This window comes from Elusimicrobiota bacterium (assembly GCA_016180815.1).
Classification (GTDB): Bacteria; Elusimicrobiota; Elusimicrobia; order JACQPE01; family JACQPE01; genus JACPAN01.
Genome location: JACPAN010000005.1, coordinates 126703 through 144354, shown reverse-complemented (window position 1 = coordinate 144354; position 17652 = coordinate 126703). Strand labels below are relative to the sequence as shown.

The following is a 17652-nucleotide window of genomic DNA, read 5'->3' as shown; positions in this document are numbered from 1 at the left end:
CGGGGGAGAAATGATCAAAGTCAAAGTTTACTCCATCGCCACCAGCGGAACCGAATGCGTCCTGTTGCTCGAAGAACTCGACGGCCCCCGCCTCCTGCCGATTTGGATCGGCATCTCCGAAGGCCAAGCCATCGCCCTTAAATTCGCGGATATTCAATTGCCCCGCCCCATGACGCACGATTTGTTGATTAATACGCTGGATTCTTTGGGCTTTAAAATAGACCAAGTGATCGTCAACGACCTGCGCGGACAAACCTTTTACGCTCAGCTGCATATCAGCCACAATTCCACCAAACATGTGGTTGACTCACGGCCTTCGGACGCCATTGCACTGGCTGTCCGCGCCAATTGCCCGATTTTCGTCGAACAGAAAGTTTTCGACAAATGCCATACGATGAAAAAACCTATTTCCGAGGACGAAGTCAAAAAATTCAAGGAAGAGCTTAAGAACATTAAACCCGAAGACATCGTCAAGGGTTTAAAAGACAAAGAGTCCAAAAAACATAAGAAAGGGGAGGCCGAAGAAGCGACCGAAGGCCCCGAAGACAACGATGAGGACGAAGAAGAGGAAGACGACGAATAGTCCCGTCAGCGCAGCAGTTGCAGGATTTCTTTTAACGCCCGCTTAGTCTCAGCCAGCGCCGCCGCAGCCGCGGATTGCGTGTCCAATTCCAAGGGAAGCTCGGAGCTCTTTTGGCGCTTTCTCGCCTCATCGGCCAGCGCCTTGCGCACGCCTTCGAGGCGCATTCGTTTAACGTAAAAAAGATCCTTGATTTTTAAAATCTTCTCGATATCCGCCTCGCGGAAACGCCGATGTCCTCGCGATGTCCTCGATGGAGCGACCAGGCGGCACGTTTCCCAATAACGCAAAATATGTTCCGGCACCTGGGTCAAGCGGCTGGCTTCGCTGATCGCATAGGAAGGGCCCCAAGAACTTGATGCCGGTTGCCCCCCGGCAGGCAAGAGAGTTCTGCGCGGCCTCATTCAAGAAACTCCTGGCTCATTCTAAATTTGACCTGTTTGCGCGGGGGGACGGCCACGGCTTCCCCGGTGTTGATATTTCTGGCGCGCCGGGGCTTGCTCATACGAACCGCGAACGTGCCGAAGCCGTGGATGGTCAACCGAGTCCCGTGATGGAGCAATTCTCGAATAGACCGCAGCACGATCTCCACGGCCTGGTCGGAGACCTCTTTATCCCACCCGGTCTTTAACCGCACCAACGACGTCAGTTTGCCTTTATCCATGGAATCCCTATTTTACTCAAGTGAGACAGGACTTGATAGAATCAATCTCGCCAATGGAGTTTCGGGGAATCGGGGCGTGGCTCAGCTGGTAGAGCGCTCGGTTCGGGACCGAGAGGTCGGAGGTTCAAATCCTCTCGCCCCGAAATTTCCGCACATAACTTGGACTTTTTGGGCCCGTAGCTCAGCTGGGAGAGCGCTTCCTTCGCAAGGAAGAGGCCGGGAGTTCGATCCTCCTCGGGTCCAAGTTATGTGCGGAGCAATCAGGTTTTTTTGGGGCCGCTCATCCTGAAGCGCAGCCAAAGAACCAACAGCCCGGCGCCGGCCACAATGCCTACGGAAACCAAACTCTCCACAAAATTAAGTTTATTAGCCATGGCATAGTAGGCGTCATGGAGAATCCAGCCGAGATAGCCTAAAAACAGGCAGCGGGGCACCGAGCCCAAAAAAGTCCACCAGGTAAAGGCCCAAACCGGGAGGCGGATCACGCCCGCGGCCGCTGAAATCAGCGACAACGGCACGATGGGCAGCGCGCGCAAAAGAAAAATCGTCCAGCCCATGCGCCGGCCCTGGAAACGGCGTTCCATATTCATCACATCCTGCCAGCCGAATCCCAAAAATTTTTCCAGTTTCTCGATCATGGGTTTGCCGCCCCAGAAACCGATGCCGTAGCCGATATAAGCGCCCAGCGTCGAAGCCACGGTGGCGGGGAAAACGATCAACTTTAAAATATCAAACGAGGCTGCGCCCCAACCAATGTCCGGCGCGATTAAAATGGCGCCCGCGCCCATGATAATAAGAGGCGAAGGGATGGGCACGATCACTGATTCGATGATCACGCCGATAAACACGCTCACGGATCCGTGCGTGCGCAAAAGCTCCAAAATCCACTGCGTCATTTCCGCGATCATCGAAGCGACTCCTTTAAGGCTTTGACGATATCAAGGGCGGCTTGAGGCCGGGCGATTTTCCGAGCGGCCTCGCGCATGTTAGCCAATCGCGAAGGCGAACGAAACAAAAGAGCGGCCGAACGAAGGACTCCGTCCAATTGATCCTCCCTAAGCGCGGCGCCGGCTTTGACCAACAAGCGGGCATTGCCCTCTTCCTGCCCGGGGATAGGACGGTGAATAATAAGCGGGCAATTGACGGCCAAAGCTTCGGCCGCGGTCAGAGCCCCGCCTTTGGTGATCAGGCAATCAGCGGCGGACATCAAGGAAACGATATTGTCTTCAAAACCATAGATCCGGATGCGCCCGGCATGTTCCGGCTTCCTCAAGCTTTTGACGCGCCGCAGGGCCTCCTCATTGCCTCCAAGCACAAACAACCATTGCCAGGAAGAAGGGGAGCCTTTGCTCTGAGCAGCACTCAAGAGCTCATCGAAAGGCAGCAGCCCCAGGCTCCCGCCCATGACCATGACCGATGGTTTTTTCGGGTCAAGTTTCAAGCGCCGGCAGGCCGCCGCCTTAGCCGGGGGGCGCAAGAATTGGCCTCTGAGCGGAATCCCGGTTGTCTCGATACGGCCGGCGTCAACGCCATGGCGCGCCAGATCGTCGGCCGCCTGCTTGCTGGAAGCGAAATAACGGTCCACGGAAACGGAGGCCCAATAGCGATGGGCCCAAAAATCGGTGGTGACCCCGAACAACGGCGTATCAAGACGGCCTCTGGATTTAGCGCCGGCTAATATGCGTATGGGCAAGGCATGCGTTGAAATCACCGCATCAGGCCGGTGGCGCTCCAGCATTTGCCGAAGCTTGAAGATGTCCTGATCATAAAGCAGGCCTTCGGCCTGGCGAACCAACGGATACAATTCCGGATTATCATGCATTCGCCCCCAAACTCCGGAATGGTTCGCGATCATCCAATGATAAAGCTTGAGAAACAGTCCGCCCAAATGGGGAAAATAACGGATAACATTGTCTTCCGCCGCGTCCCAATCGCTATGACGCTTGATGGCCTCCACCACGGCATGGGCTGCTTGAGCATGCCCGGAATCCGGAGCGGCATAAAGCAGGAGAATTTTTTTCTTAGGCATGGCCATCTTGAAATTTCGGGGGTGTGGGAATTGAACCCACGACCTCTCGCACCCCAAGCGAGCGCGCTACCACTACGCCAACCCCCGTTAAAACGACGACCCTCAGTATACCAAGGTCCCCAAGTCTTGAAAAACTGCGGCGTAATCCTTCTTTTATTACCTTTATAATGTCATGATGCTTTGCAATGAAGCGCCCGCGAATCCTCAAAATTTTATTGAATCCATAACATTGTGAAAGGCGAAGGGATGGCGGAAAAAAGAGCGCGCTTGATCGTGCGTGGGGTCGTTCAAGGCATCGGCTACCGCTATTTCGCCCAAAAAATGGCCAAACAATCAAATCTGCAGGGCTGGGTCAAAAACCAGCCGGACGGCTCCGTCGAATTGGCCGTCGAAGGCGACGAGAGCGACATCGAACGCCTCATCGCTTCCTTAAAGCAAAAACACCCCTGGGCTAAAGTCGACGCCGTTGAAATCGAGTGGCAACCCTACGCGGGAGAATTCCAGACTTTCGAAATAACCTATTAATATGGCTGAAAGTCAGGGAACGAATTTCGATTTAACGAAGCAGTATTTCAAAGGGATTCAACGCCTCAAGGAATTCACCCGCGAGGACATGCACCTCCTTTGGGTAAAAGCCAAGCGCGGCGACAAAAAAGCCAAAAAGACGATTATGGAATCGAATCTCAAGCTGGTCATTCCCATCGCCAAAAAATATCACCGCGCCGGGCTCGACTTTCTGGATTTAATCGAAGAGGGAAATTTGGGACTCATGCATGCCATCGACAAATTCGAACCGTCCAAGGGCTTCCGCTTCTCGACTTACGCCTCTTATTGGATTGAGCAAAGCATCCGCCGCGCCATCGAGGAGCAGTCGAAAACCATCCGCATCCCGCCGCATGCCTGGGAGGCGCTCAGGAAATGGTTCAAGGCCTGGGACCGCCTTCACGGGCGCCTGGGCCGCGATCCGTCCGTATCGGAAATGGCCAAAAATACCGGGCTCACCGCCCGGCAGATCAAAGGCATCGTCAACGCCGCCGAGGCCGCCAAAGAAATGGGCTCTCTTGAGAGCCCGATCGGCAACGATGAAAATCTTGTGTTGGAAGAAGTCATCAAAGACCCGCAAGAAAGAACCCCCGATCACGCGATCGGCGCCTCAAGAACAAACGACGAAATCAAAAAAGCGCTCAACGAACTCTCCTACCGCGAACGCCAAGTGCTGACCTTCCGTTACGGCATGAAAGGCGCGGAAGTTCACACCCTTGAGGAAGTGGGCAAGGAGTTGAAGCTTTCCCGCGAGCGTGTCCGCCAAATTGAAACGAGGGCCTTGGAGCGCCTGCGCCGGATCGCCCATCGCATGGGCCTGGTTGAAAGCGGCGTTATTTCCACGCAGCTGCGCCGCACCGAGAAACAAAAAAATGTTTTACGTTTAACGCGAGGTGTGATATGGTCAAGCCAAGCCTTAGGCAAAAAACTCAAGATGGGCTGACCCCGCTCATCGGGGCCATCCGCAACATCTCAGATTTTCCGAAACCGGGCATTCTTTTTAGGGATATTACCCCGCTTTTAGGGAACGCCCGCCTGTTTAAAAAAACCATCGATTTGCTCGCCAAGCCTTACGCCAAGTCGGGCGTGGATTACGTCGTCGGTATTGAAGCCAGAGGATTTATTTTCGGCAGCGCCATCGCATGCCGCTTAGGCTGCGGATTTGTGCCCATGAGGAAAAAAGGCAAGCTGCCCCATCATACGGTCAGCGTCACGTACGACCTTGAATACGGCCAGGATACGCTCGAAATTCACCGCGACGCCTTCCTATCGGGTAAAAAGGTCCTAATCGCCGACGATGTCTTGGCCACCGGCGGAACGTCCCTGGCCGCGGCCCAGCTTGTCGAAAAAGCGGGGGGGGAAATTACCGCGATATCTTTCCTTGTTGAGTTGCTGCCTTTAAACGGCCGGGCTAAAATCAGCCGGTACCCCGTACACTCCCTGATCCAGTTTTAAGCCGCCCCCGTAGCTCAATGGATAGAGCTACTCCGTCCTAAGGAGGAGATGGTGGTTCGATTCCGCCCGGGGGCATTTTGTCCCTTTTCATTAATTAGTTAGGATAAATCCATGACATTAAGAGCAATTCAATGGGTTAAGGCTCATAAAGGCGTTGTTTTAACGGTTTCATTCATCCTGGTCTTAGCCGTTATTTTAGGCGGCGCTTTCATCATTCAAATCAGAGAGCTCGAGGACAGAGGATGGCAATTGCTTTCCGGCGGGCAGTACCTCTCTTATCAGGGTCAAACCCAAGAAGCCCACAAATATTTCGGCGAAATCGAAACCCGTCATTTAAACAGTAAATTGGGGGATTTCGGCCTATTAATGAATGCCACCCTTTATGCCCGGGAAGGCCAATGGGCCCAGGCCGAAGAACGCTACAGGAGCCTATTAAATCGTAAGAAGGTCAAACCTCTGCTGCCGATCGCAACCATAGGATTGGCCCGGGCTTGCGAGGCCGTCGGCAAAATCGATGAGGCCCGCCAACATTTGGAAAGTTTTCTTTCCCTCTATCCGGACCACTTTTCCGCTCCGCAAGCCTATGAAAGCCTGGCCAGGGTCTATGAGATGGGGGGGAACTTTCCTAAGGCTAAAGAACAACTGGAACGCCTAAGAGTGCTTTATCCGGAAACGGTTTGGGCCCATCGAGCAGAGACCCGATTGCGCCTCGTTCGTCCCTGATCGGACCAAATACCCGACTCTTTATAACGCTGATAAGCTTTATCTATCCGAATATCGGAACTATTTAATTCAATCTGGCACTAAGTAATAAAACTTGGAATCCCAATAGGGAGATGGGGGTATTGACAACCCCTAAGCTTTTTTCAAGAATCTGATTTCTATGGGAGGCTACTTAGTGGAGGGGCGGAAAACGATTTCCAACTTTCCTATTTGCTTTCCCATCAACAGATCCCTACTCATGGCCTGCCCTCCCGGTGCGAAAGCCCTGGAGGGCAGCGATTTCATGGCCTCCGCTCTAGGCAGGGAGCCCAGCCGCCAACGGCGGGCAACCCTTGTCGAGCGAGCTGCCCCACCCCTCCGACACCCCTGGATCCCATCAGACAACCTGCAAAGCAGGGTGAGGGGGATGACAGAGCACTTGGCGGGCGCGTCCGTTTATGGCGGAAGGCCGAACTATGCCTACCGAGGCATAGAGACCCAACTAAGTAAGGAGGAAAACGAATGAGACACGCTAAAGGAGCGTTAAGTGTCCTAATGGCCATGCTTCTTCTTGGTCAAAACGCCTGGGCGCTTGAGCTCGACCTAAGCAAAATCAAGCTGGATGGCTCATTGGACCTAAAATCGCAGTCAGCCAACAATGAGACCGACTTCAGCGACAAAAACGCCACGGAAGACCAAAGGAACTCCACTCGGCATAAACTCACGCTCGGATTGGGCGGCGAGTTAACCGATGGGGTTTCGGTCAAAGTGGAAGCTGTGCGAACGCCCTTGAATAACGGCGCAAGCACGGCAGGTCAATTCGGACAAGCTGCACAGACGCCCCATGGAGAAACTCTTAATTTCAGGCTGGAAAACGCCAACCTGACAATTGATGATGTTATCCTTGAGGTTGGAGCAACGTTAGGCCGCCAGTATGTCGGCAAAGCTGACAGCTTGGTTCTGTTTGCAGGCCATTATGATGATGACAACCTTACGGTTGCCGGCGTGGACGCTGTAAAATTGTGGCGGAAAGTCGGCCCTGTGGATGTCAACTACTTGCATGCAACCACGAATGACACCAAAACACTTGCCGGCAATGACTACACCGGTGGCGGCAACCGTCGAGTAGTTCGATCACTCGGAGTAGGCTTAAACCTCAAAGAAGTGACAGGACAAGACATGCTTGATGTTCCCTTGACTGCTGCATGGCATCATGGCACCGATCAAGTCACCAATACCACGGCTGACAACCTCAATCTTGGTATTTACGAGCTTAATGCCAGCGTTAATCTGCTTGACGGCATGCTCGGCCTCGGCCTTGATTGGGCTTCCAACAGCGGCCAACAAAATACCGGAGCCACGACAAAAGTCGACTTTAAGGGCGACTTAACCGCTCTTAAAGGCATGGTCAACCTCAAAGACGTCGGGCTCAAACTCGGCGTCGAATTGGCGCAAGCCAGCGGCGACGATGGTTCCACAGCAACCCAGGATAAATCCTTCCACGACATGACCTACTTCGGACTAGCTCCTCGAAAAAATTACGGAGAAATTCTGGGTAAAAGCAACGCCTTGGGCAACACTGTCTCAGTCGGTGGTAGCCCAGTTCTTCAGGGATTGGACAGCGGCGTCAATACAGCGGGTGCAGTTGCAGTGGGTGGCGGTCTTAGCGTAACAGCGCTAAACGCAGCCTACACTCTTCCGGTCATGGACAATAAACTCAGCGTCAGCGCAGACTATCTGACTGCTGAGATTGATAAGTTGACGGCAGCTCAATCCGCGGCCGGCCTTGTCAAAGACATCGGCTCGGAAATTGACGTAGCGGTTTCCTACATGAAATCAGACAACATCATGTTTAAAGTAGGTGCTGCTCAATTCGATCCGGATGCAAAATCCGCCCTGCTGGCCAACGGCCCCATGGCTGACACAATCACCAAATACTTCGCCAACGCAACGGTGAAATTCTAAACTCTCCGACCGTTTAGAGAGTTTTCATCCCCCCGCCGAAAGGCGGGGGGATTGTTTTTTACGAGAAATTATTGGGCTAAAATACACCAATGCTTCAGCGTGGGATTAAGATTGCTTCGTCGCTGGCGCTCCTCGCAATGACACAGGCCGGATGGGCCCAAGTCCCGGAAGTCATGCCCCACGCGGCTCCGGACCCAAGCCTAGCCACGATCGACGTTTCCGTTTCCGCTCAACCCGCTTATTACACCTGGAGCGAAATCTCCACCAACACCAACCGGGCCTCATACGGATATTTCGCCCAGCGCGGCCATGTCAACTTAAAGGTCATGGAAGAGCCTTGGATCTTTAATTTCCGTATGGAGAACATCTCTTTGGTAGGTATTTCCGAGCTTCCCCAACCCCTGGCCCAGTTGTCTACGCGTTACCCCAAGGCAGGGTCCGATCTCTTCGTCTCCCAGGCCTATCTCGGTTTTGAAGGCCACTGGGGGTTAAATCCCTTAACCTTTAAAGCTGGGTCCATTCCTATGGGAACCGGTGAAAGCATGTTCCTGGATGATAACGGCCTGGGTATTTTCGGTATTCATGCCAAACTGGCTGATGTCGGCCCGCTTGATCTTGAGTACACGGCCGGGAACACGGATACCAGCAATTACGGAACGGAAAAAGTTTTTTTCAGCCATGGCAACATCGGTATTAAAAGGATGGGAAAATGGAATTTAGGCGTGATGACCGAACTCGATGCCACTACGCGAAACCGCCAATTCGGCCCCGCCGTAGGCAACTCCCGCAGGCTCTACTACACGCTCCATTACGATCAAAAAACGCCCAATTTCTCCTTTCACTCTGAAGTCGTCTGGCTGGAGGGAAGTTATTTTACGCCCAGAACCCTGGCTTGGGAAAAAGTCACCAATAAAGCCTCTTCCCTGACTTTAGAAGGGATGTGGAAGGCCAGGCTGCCCAAATTGGAGTTTCTAGGGGCTCTGGATACCCGGTTTATTTATGCTCAAGGCAGCGGGGATAAATCGGAAACCCAACAGGATGAGGCCTATTTCGCGCCCATGGCCAATCGTTTTGACGGAGTCAAAAGAACGGGTCAGGGGGGACTTTTAGGCGCCACCACCTTTGACGCCCTTCCTTCGACCACGACCTGGAACGGCCTGCCCAGCGGCTTAAGCGGGGTAACCACATTCGGGCTATTCTTCAAATCAAAGACCTATAAAATCTATCGCATCCCCGTTCAAGCTGAAATCGGCCGGCTCCTGTTCAGAGCCTCGCAGAGCGCCCAGATTTCCAAAGACCTGGGTTCCGAATGGTCCTTGGAGACCATCAGCGAATTTTCTGAACGCTTCCGCGCCCAGGTTAAATTTTTTCAATTTAACTTCGGCCAAGCCTATGAAACAGCCGGAGTCAAACCGGAATCCGTTCAAGGGGCCCAAGCTTCACTTTCTCTGACCTTCGATTAAACGAGCTAAAAACACACATAGAATAGGACTGTTTCACATGAAACAAAGCCTATGCCCTTGTAAGAACGCCATTTTGGCGCCACAATATAGTCATAGGACTAAAGCACCTAATGACAAAACAAGCATGGCGGAACACCGGCCAGTTCATCATGATGTGCCTGATCATTATGGTATCAGCGCTTGCCCTTCCCTGCCATGCGACCGAAGAACCGCGTTTCTTTAATTGCAGCGAACAAGAAAAAACAAGGTTAAAACAAGCCATTAAGGGCGCCGATAAAATCGCCAAGGGCTGCTTGATCCGCAAAGGCCTTAATCGCAGTTTAGGCGAAGCCATAAGAGAAAGAATAGCGGGCGCAGCCCTGACCTTCGCCTGCGGCGAAGAAGGCGTATGGGGGCAGACCTTCGCCTCAGAAAATAGCGCGGCCATCAGGGTGGGGACTGTACCGAAACCGGATTATATCAGCGAGCGCGCCGACGATTATGAGTACCTGGTTTTTCATGAGCTTAGCCATGCGGCTGACCATGAAGACCGAGGGATTCTTTCCACGTATTTGCATAATGAACACCGCACCGCTGATGTCATCTACGCCTGCGAAGAAGCTTGCCGCTATCAAATCACGATGCCGCGTTTAATCTCCCGCATCCTGGAAACCGAAATAGATTCGCAAAACATGGGCGGCCCCTCATCCATCGAACCTGATTCCGGTTGGCCATGCCGCGATACTCAGGATTGCCAAACCGTGCAAAAATTAGCGCGCATATGCAGGGACGGGCAGCCTTTTCAAGCGACGGTCATGAGAACCAATCTCAGAAAATTGGAATTGAAAGCCTGCATTTTCGACCGGTTGGCATGGCAAGATTGCCAAGACTTATCCTGCTTGGACCAAAACGTCAAAATTTATGAAAAACTGACCAAGGTCTTCGATGCGATGCAAGAGGGATCAGCCGACACTTTGATGACCGATCCCGAAGAACGGACCATTTATGAATTCATGGTCGGGCCGCAGGGCGATTTATTAGCCGATTGCGATCTTGATCTTCAGTTTTTTTATGAGGACGATTTAGGTTGGACCAGTTGGTACCCTAACGAATGAAGCTTGCGGAGAACTATGGCGCGACGGTGAAATAAAGGCCGACGACGTGGCCGGTGTAGTTGTAGGGGATGAAGCGCTCAAATTTCATGTTTGAAGAGCTGTGGACGAAATTGTAGGCCAGATTCCAGGTGGAGTATTCCGCCACCTTCCATTGAAGGCCGCCGCCCCAGGAGCCCCAAATCGTTTTCTGTTTTTCGCTCTGGTAAACGCCGGATTCGTTGCGGGTCGGCCGGTCGGTATAAGAACGATTGTTTAAATCGATGGAACCAAAAATCGCCTTGGTTTGGGTCAATTTCAAATACAGACGCCCGCCCACGCCGAATTCATTGTAGTCGTAATTTTTTGCGATAAAAGTCGGGTTCGTGTCGCCGAAGAAAGCGAAACGCAGATAATTCTGATTGGAACGCTTCATCCGGTAAACGGCTTTGGGCACAAAACTGAAACGCCACAAAGTGGTCTCAAAATTGGCCCCCAGTTCGGAGACCGTGTCTTTTTGATTCTCTCCGGAATAAGTGCCGTTTGAAGCCACAACCTTCTCCCGTTTGTATTTCTGCGTGCTGATGCTCGCGTGCGCGTTAAACGGCTGCCGCGAAACATCGAGAGAAAGCGCCTGCACGTCCTGGTCCATCAAACCGCCCGAGAGCTCAGACGTCAAACTCGCGCTCTGGAACTCGCGCAGCAAATCCGTGAAATTGGGGAATTCCATTTTCGTAATGGTGATGGCCGGGAAAACCTTCAAACCGAACACTTCTTTTTCAAAACCGACGGAAGCGCCCTGCGCTTCGTAATCATAGAGCCCCTTGCCCCAAACCTCATTAGTTCCGCTGCGTCTTTTCTCGTTGATGATGAAGCCCCTGGTCCGAATTTTGCCGTAAGGAGTGGCGAAGGTGGGTTCCAGCATGAATGAATGGCGCATGGCACGCTCGGAGAAAATACGGCCCTCGGAGCGCATCAAACCAGGGCCTTCATACGTCAAATCATACATGCCGAAGAAATGAAGCCAGCCCAAGGGCTTGACCAAGGCGCCGACCTGTGAGGATAAATCTTGGCTCGCGAAAAAATCGCCTTTAGAGGGAAGGGCCATGCCTTCGCCGAAATTGAAGCGATAATAGGGCATAAATTTCTTCTCTTGAGCGCTCAAGGGGGAGACGCCCAAAGCGAAAAGAACGATTAAAATTAATATTCTCATAAGCCGAATTTGAATCCGAACGTCGGGTAAATAACCAAAGCACCCTCAGGATAAACGGTCAAGCCCCAATCAAACGTTGTCCCTGAAAAAACCACGCGGGCCATCAGCTTCGTGCTTTCAAGTCCGAAGCCCATTTGCGTAAATAGATATTTACGCTCGCCGCGCAAAAGCTCCGCGCCCATCAACACAAAACTTTCCTTAATGGTGATTTTAATATCGGTCAATTTTGTTCCATAAACATCAAGGGGTTTCTTCTTGAATGTGGCTTTGCCGATCAACGAGCTGGTTTCATAAGCCACCTGAACGCGGGCCTTCGGATGAACGGACCAAACCGTGCTTAAACCGTAATGATTGCCGGAAATTTTTCCGTCAATATCATCGGAATCAACCTGAGTCAAAGCCAATAACTGAGAATAGCCGCCGAACAACTCGATTTGGGGGGAAACGCCGATATGCTCATGCACCAAGGTGAATCGACCGCTGAGATTGCCCATCGTAAAAGGCAAAAGCGTGGGAAGCAATTGCGAACTTACGGTCAAACGCCGCCCCATGCGCGTGGGCTGAACTGATTCGGTGAGTTGATGAAGGTCGTAAAGAAAACCGCCGGGATTGGTGGCGATTTCCAAGGCAATGGCTTTTCCCTTGCCTTCAAAGTCCAATTTGGCATGAAGCGTCCGCCCCGCCAAAAGGAAAAGAAAAAAGAAAACAGCGGCGCCGCGCGGCGCAAACCGAATCAGCTTAGAAACTGTCGCCGATATGCGCCGCATATTTCTGGACGATGTCCACCATAAGATCAGGAATAATCACAAGATCGATATTGCCTCTTTGAAAAATGGTTTGACCGGCTTGAGCAGAGGGCTTGGTCCGGACCGTAAGGATCGTTTCACCGGCCACGGTTCTCATGAAAGCGAAGGGCTCGGTGATATTGCTGTTGAGAATATTATTGATATTTAAAATATTGCCGCCGTTACCGATGGCATAGCTTTCGGTCAATAGCCATAACTCAGCGGTCAAATTCGATCCGTCCGGGGCAACCAAGAATAGAGTATCCGAAACCTCATTGACAAGATTCAGCGGCAATTCCGCCGTTGACCACAAATCGCCGGGGCCGGAACCGTCCTGAGTAATATTAGCCGATTCATTGATACACGTGGTATTCGTACAATCGGTGACCACCCACTCGCCCGTATCCGCGCCGTTGACAAAACCGATGGTTGTCTGCTCAAAGCAATTGACGCCGAACGTTAAACCTGCGCCGCAAAGAACGCCGCCGACCTCATCCTTACCGGGATTGTAAGTCGCTTTAAATTTAATGAAATCCTGGCTCGTCGCATCGGTATTATTGGCCATCGTCGCTTCAACCAAATTAATTCTCAATGTCTCGGAGTTGCTCCCGAAGAAGCTGGGCCATTCCATGATGTTTTCCGGCAAGGTCTTATTGAAAGTAATGGACGCCTTAAAAAAATCTTTGCGGCTGCTGGTAGGATACGGCGTCGAAGGGGGAAAATAACCTTTATACGTGTATTCATCGCGCTTGACCAGATTAACGAATTGGATGCTGTCGCCCGATGGCCGCTGCAAAAGCTGCTCAACGCGCACCAAATTGCCGTGAACGTCGCGCAGCGTTCGGCCGCTGGCGAAACCGTCCTCGCGCACTGTGGTCACGATATTGGCCACCTGCGCCGCTTCGCGGCCGGCAAAGTCCCCGGCTTTCTTATCGATCTCGGCGCGGGCTTCGCCGAACGCCTGAAATCCCTGCGCCCCGCCGAACGCTTCGACGAAGCCGTCGGCTGATAAACCGCCCTTTTCAACCTTGCCGTCGCCCCGGTTACGGCTCCTGCCTGCGCCCTGATCGCCGCGCGCTTCTTCTTCCTGCTGTTGAAACTCCTCATGACCTTCTTCGCCTTCCATCGGTTCGAGTTCTTCGGACTTGGGCTCGCCCGAAGGAGCGCCCCCGGCTTGGTCGAGATTAGGGGCATCGCCTTGGACTTTGCCGCTTTCACCTTGAATGAAATTATCGAGGGTTCGTCCGGATAAAGGATCAACCAAATCCACCCGCCCGTACATGACCTCAACGACCGTGTCGCCGGCCTCATTGGTATTGACCGTAAATTCGGTGCCGCGCACGCTCATCACGCCGCCGGGCGTCACCACCGCCACATCGCGGCGCCTGAACCAGCCGCCGGAAACAGTGGCTTTTAAGGTGCCCAGGAAAAGCTGCAAGCGGGAAGAGCGGGGCAACACCTGATCCACGATGACGCGCGTTCGCTCGCGAATTTCAAATTTATCTTTATCGCCGAAACGCAGGTAAGCCCGGCCGCCGGCGCCCGTTCTTAAAACCTCACCGCCGGAAAGCACGCGGCCCACTTCAACGGCCGCACAGTTATTGGCTTTGTCGCAAACCTGGACATCTCCCTGAACCGAAGCGACCACAAGGCGGTCGGGAGAAGAGGGCAACGCCGACGCTTGAGCGCCCAAAATTAAAAGAGCGGCGACGCTCAAACCGAACTTCACAAGATTAATGTTCATTCTAGCCTCCTGCTTTCTACCATAATTTTAAAGCAAAAAAAAATCCCGTTCAATGTGAAAATACGCACGCGTCGCGTGAGCGCTTTCAATTGCGCCTTGACAGGCGGATAAAAAGGGGATACAAATTAAACGGAGGGAGCAAGCCCCGAATCGCCCGGCGCGCAGGCGCCAAGCGAAGGAGGGGCTGTCGTTTATCCCTCCTTAATGATGGCAATCGAACGGCTGCATGAAAAAAATTTTTAAATCGGAGACAGCCTTGGGCTTGGTCCTCACAGGCCTCGTCTTTTTTTCGTATTTTCAATCCGGCGGGGTTCTTGAAACGCTTGAATTGAAATTTTACGACTTTCGCCTGGCCCTGTTCCGGCAGCCCGACAATCCCGCCAAAGATATCGCCATCATTACCATCGATGACGACAGCATCACCAAACTGGGACGCTGGCCCTGGCCCCGCGCGCGCATCGCGCAACTATTGGAAACGCTTTCGCAGGAAGCGGCCAAACCCAAAGTCATCGGCCTCAACATTCTTTTTTCGGAACCCGAACAAAACCAAGGCTTGATCGAATTGGCCCGCCTGCGTGAAAACTACCGCACGACGCTGGAGATGCGGGAGCAGGAAACCAAAAAACAAAAACCGCGTTTCGCCAAAGGGGATTGGGGGCTGCGCCAATCCTTCAAATGGTGGGAGGAGTCTTTGGACAACGACAAAAAATTCCTGGCGGCCATGGATGAGTCGCACGCAGCCTTAGACAACGACGCCAAGCTTGAAGTCGCCATTTCATCCGCGGGCAATGTAGTGCTGCCTCTGTTCTTTCAGACCGGCTCCAATATCGAGGGCAAGGCCAACGACATATCAACGGACGTCACCAAAGCGGCCATGATCGTGGATCGGTCCGCCCAAGCGCCCGAGGGCAGCCTGTTGAGCTCGTTCCAAGCCACGCTGCCCTTGAAACGATTCGCCCAAAATTCCGCCGGCATCGGTCATGTCAACACCCAGCCGGACATCGACGGCACGGTGCGCCGCGAGCCTCTGGGCATCGCCTACGGCGAACAAGTTTTTCCGTCCTTCGCCCTTGAGATCGTCAAGCATTACCTGGGCTTGAAAAGCGATGATTTGACCATCGCGCCCGGGCGCTCCCTTCTCTTGGGCAACACGACCATTCCGCTTGATACCGACGGCACATTCGCCGTCACCTTCAGCCCTGAATACAAAAATAATCGAGGCACGGAGCGCAGCTTCGCCACCTTTTCTTTTTATGACGTGATCCAAGGCAAAGTCGCTCCCGAGGCGTTCAAAAACAAACTGGTGCTGGTCGGTTTGACCGCGGCGGGCTTAAGCAATGTCTATGTCACGCCCGTGGGGCACAATTTCCCTGGCATCGATATCGTGGCCAATATCGCGGATAATCTGTTCAATAAAAGATTTCTGGTCCGGCCGTCCTGGAATTTTCCGGCTGAACTGGCCGCCATCTTGATGGTCGGCCTCTTCGTCAGCCTGATGTTGCCGCGCTTAAAAGCCGGAACAGGCGCGGGCGTTTCCCTGGGGCTTCTGTTGGCCATGCTGGCCGCCGGAACCTATCTTTTCAAGACAGGGCAATGGCTTAAAGTCACCTACCCATCCTTCTTGCTTGCGGTCGGCTACCTGGTGGTATTCTCAAAAAAATTCCTGGTCACCGAGCGTAAAAAGGAGCAAGTTGAAGGGGAATCCATTGAAACCAACAAAATGCTGGGGCTGTCCTTCCAGGGGCAAGGAATGCTGGATTTGGCTTTTGAAAAATTCCGCAAATGCCCGGTGGACGACAATATGAAGGAACTGCTGTATAACCTGGGGCTGGATTTTGAAAGAAAACGCCAGTTCAATAAAGCCGTGGCTGTTTATGAATTCATCTCCGGCAAAGACAAAGGGTACAAAGACGTCGTCCAAAAAATCGCCGCTTTGAAGAAGGCGGCCGACGGCGCCATCATGGGAGGCCCGATCGGCAAGGGTCGCGAGTCGACGGTTGTGGTCGAAGGCGCCGGGGTCAAACCTACGCTGGGCCGCTATGAAATTGAAAAGGAATTGGGCAAAGGCGCCATGGGCATCGTTTACCTGGGCCGCGACCCCAAAATCAACCGCCAGGTCGCGATCAAAACCATGCGCTTTGAAGAGGACATGGATGAAGCCAGCATGAAAGCCGTCAAGGAACGTTTTTTCAGGGAAGCTCAATCAGCCGGCAATCTTTCGCACCCCAATATCATCAAAATTTTCGATGCCGGTGAAGAACAGGATGTTTCGTATATCGCCATGGAACTCTTGGAGGGGGATGATTTAAAGAAAAATGCGAATAAAGCCAATCTCCTGCCTTTGCCCAAAGCCGTCGAATACGCGATGCAAGTGGCGGATGCCTTGGGGTATGCCCACAAGCAAGGCGTCATTCACAGGGACATCAAACCCGCCAATATCATGCTGTTGAAAGACGGCTCCATCCGCGTCACGGATTTCGGCATCGCCAGAATCATGGCCTCGTCTCAAACCGCGACCGGCACTGTGCTGGGCACGCCCTCTTATATGAGCCCGGAGCAAATTGCCGGCAAAAAAGTGGACGGCCGGTCCGATCTTTTCTCGTTGGGCATTGTTTTGTTTGAAATGCTGACCGGCGAAAAACCTTGGAAGGGAGGGGATTCCATCGGCACGCTTCTCTTTCAAATCGCCAATGACCCTCCTCCGGATCCCAAAAGCATACGCCAGGATTTACCCGAAGGATTAACGACGATCATCGATAAGGCCTTAAAGAAAAATCCCGATGAGCGATATCAAACGGGAACGGACATGGCCGCTGATTTAAGGGCGTTTTTGGAAGGCAAAGTAAACACGCCCAAACCAGCGGCTCCGGCTGCGGCGCCTGCGCCCCCAACTGCTACGGTTGCAGAGTCTAAAGCACAGGCTGCCGTTGCGCCTCCGCCGGCTGCTGCGTTTAAAGTAACGCCGGCGCCTATGTCGCCGGCTCCCGCTCCTGCTCAAACGCCGGCTCCTGCGCCCAAACCGCCCGCAACGGTTCAACCCGCTTTAAATTCATCGGCAACCAAACCGCCGGATAAAACGCTGATCGAACCTCCTCCGCAAAACAAGACCGATTTTTCTATAACGTCGAAACAAGAAGCGCCCCAGGAAAAAACCTTGCTGCTGCCCCCGGAAAACTCAAAACCGGCTCCGGCTTCGGAAAAAACAGCGCCGATCGCCCCGAAGCCGACGCCGCAGGCGGCCCCCATCGCCAAAAAAGAAGAGGCGACCATCAAGCTCGATGCCGTGCCCCCGCCTCCCAATCCCGTGACCGGCGCAGACGGCAACAAGCCGCCCGAAACCAAGCCCGACGCTCCGGCCGCGCCCGGCAAAGAATCGCCGCAAAAGAAAAAATTTGAAGATTTCGAAAAAACTCTGCCGATTATTTCTCCACCGGAGTGA

The 17652-nt window shown here is 53.1% G+C and carries 16 protein-coding genes and 4 tRNA genes; 12 read left to right on the top strand and 8 right to left on the bottom strand.

Annotated elements, in window-relative coordinates; translation table 11 throughout:
• Positions 1–10: 10 nt before the first annotated feature.
• Positions 11–583 carry a bifunctional nuclease family protein gene (locus HYT79_02395; GenBank protein ID MBI2069423.1) on the top strand — a complete coding sequence of 191 codons (573 nt, stop codon included), beginning with the start codon at positions 11–13 and terminating at the stop codon, positions 581–583.
• A 5-nt stretch (positions 584–588) separates the two neighbouring features.
• Here HYT79_02395 and HYT79_02390 read toward each other — a convergent pair whose 3' ends face one another.
• Complete coding sequence (locus HYT79_02390) at positions 589–984, bottom strand: MerR family transcriptional regulator (protein ID MBI2069422.1); 396 nt, start codon at positions 982–984, stop codon at positions 589–591.
• Positions 981–1244 carry an HU family DNA-binding protein gene (locus tag HYT79_02385; GenBank protein MBI2069421.1) on the bottom strand — a complete coding sequence of 88 codons (264 nt, stop codon included), beginning with the start codon at positions 1242–1244 and terminating at the stop codon, positions 981–983. Before HYT79_02385 ends, HYT79_02390 begins: the two co-directional genes overlap by 4 nt.
• A gap of 70 nt (positions 1245–1314) precedes the next feature.
• Here HYT79_02385 and HYT79_02380 point away from each other — a divergent pair.
• Both HYT79_02380 and HYT79_02375 read left to right on the top strand, forming a co-directional pair.
• Positions 1315–1387, top strand: a tRNA-Pro gene (locus tag HYT79_02380).
• Positions 1388–1414: 27 nt separating this feature from the next.
• Positions 1415–1487: transfer RNA gene (locus HYT79_02375), tRNA-Ala, on the top strand.
• 17 nt (positions 1488–1504) lie between these two features.
• Here HYT79_02375 and HYT79_02370 read toward each other — a convergent pair.
• From HYT79_02370 to HYT79_02360, 3 genes are all read right to left on the bottom strand, one after another.
• Complete coding sequence (locus HYT79_02370; protein MBI2069420.1) at positions 1505–2152, bottom strand: VTT domain-containing protein; 648 nt, start codon at positions 2150–2152, stop codon at positions 1505–1507.
• A complete protein-coding gene (locus HYT79_02365) occupies positions 2149–3273 on the bottom strand; it encodes a hypothetical protein (protein ID MBI2069419.1) in 1125 nt (374 codons plus the stop codon). The genes HYT79_02370 and HYT79_02365 overlap by 4 nt, the downstream gene beginning before the upstream one ends.
• Before the next feature lie 15 nt (positions 3274–3288).
• Positions 3289–3360: transfer RNA gene (locus tag HYT79_02360), tRNA-Pro, on the bottom strand.
• Positions 3361–3519: 159 nt separating this feature from the next.
• Here HYT79_02360 and HYT79_02355 point away from each other — a divergent pair.
• The 8 genes from HYT79_02355 (at position 3520) to HYT79_02320 (ending at position 10495) form a co-directional block, all read left to right on the top strand.
• The gene (locus HYT79_02355; GenBank protein MBI2069418.1) at positions 3520–3798 is read left to right on the top strand and encodes an acylphosphatase; all 279 of its coding nucleotides are present in this window, start codon (positions 3520–3522) and stop codon (positions 3796–3798) included.
• Between the two features lies 1 nt (position 3799).
• Entirely contained in the window at positions 3800–4759 is a 960-nt protein-coding gene (locus HYT79_02350; GenBank protein ID MBI2069417.1) for a sigma-70 family RNA polymerase sigma factor, read from the top strand.
• The gene (locus HYT79_02345; GenBank protein ID MBI2069416.1) at positions 4717–5271 is read left to right on the top strand and encodes an adenine phosphoribosyltransferase; all 555 of its coding nucleotides are present in this window, start codon (positions 4717–4719) and stop codon (positions 5269–5271) included. The genes HYT79_02350 and HYT79_02345 overlap by 43 nt, the downstream gene beginning before the upstream one ends.
• A gap of 3 nt (positions 5272–5274) precedes the next feature.
• Positions 5275–5346 (top strand) — tRNA-Arg (locus tag HYT79_02340).
• Between the two features lie 36 nt (positions 5347–5382).
• Positions 5383–5994, top strand: coding sequence for a tetratricopeptide repeat protein (locus tag HYT79_02335; GenBank protein ID MBI2069415.1), 612 nt, complete (start codon positions 5383–5385; stop codon positions 5992–5994).
• A gap of 534 nt (positions 5995–6528) precedes the next feature.
• Positions 6529–7938, top strand: coding sequence for a hypothetical protein (locus tag HYT79_02330; protein ID MBI2069414.1), 1410 nt, complete (start codon positions 6529–6531; stop codon positions 7936–7938).
• Positions 7939–8027: 89 nt separating this feature from the next.
• Complete coding sequence (locus tag HYT79_02325) at positions 8028–9401, top strand: hypothetical protein (GenBank protein ID MBI2069413.1); 1374 nt, start codon at positions 8028–8030, stop codon at positions 9399–9401.
• Positions 9402–9511: 110 nt separating this feature from the next.
• Positions 9512–10495, top strand: coding sequence for a hypothetical protein (locus HYT79_02320; protein MBI2069412.1), 984 nt, complete (start codon positions 9512–9514; stop codon positions 10493–10495).
• A 13-nt stretch (positions 10496–10508) separates the two neighbouring features.
• Here HYT79_02320 and HYT79_02315 read toward each other — a convergent pair whose 3' ends face one another.
• The 3 genes from HYT79_02315 to HYT79_02305 are packed head-to-tail and all read right to left on the bottom strand — an operon-like array spanning position 10509 to position 14213.
• Positions 10509–11684, bottom strand: a complete 1176-nt coding sequence (locus tag HYT79_02315; protein MBI2069411.1) for a hypothetical protein — start codon at positions 11682–11684, stop codon at positions 10509–10511.
• The gene (locus HYT79_02310) at positions 11681–12451 is read right to left on the bottom strand and encodes a hypothetical protein (protein ID MBI2069410.1); all 771 of its coding nucleotides are present in this window, start codon (positions 12449–12451) and stop codon (positions 11681–11683) included. The genes HYT79_02315 and HYT79_02310 overlap by 4 nt, the downstream gene beginning before the upstream one ends.
• On the bottom strand, positions 12423–14213 hold the full coding sequence (locus tag HYT79_02305; GenBank protein MBI2069409.1) for a FecR domain-containing protein: 1791 nt from the start codon (positions 14211–14213) through the stop codon (positions 12423–12425). Before HYT79_02305 ends, HYT79_02310 begins: the two co-directional genes overlap by 29 nt.
• Before the next feature lie 226 nt (positions 14214–14439).
• Between HYT79_02305 and HYT79_02300 the strand changes: the two genes are divergently transcribed.
• Positions 14440–17652 carry a CHASE2 domain-containing protein gene (locus HYT79_02300; GenBank protein ID MBI2069408.1) on the top strand — a complete coding sequence of 1071 codons (3213 nt, stop codon included), beginning with the start codon at positions 14440–14442 and terminating at the stop codon, positions 17650–17652.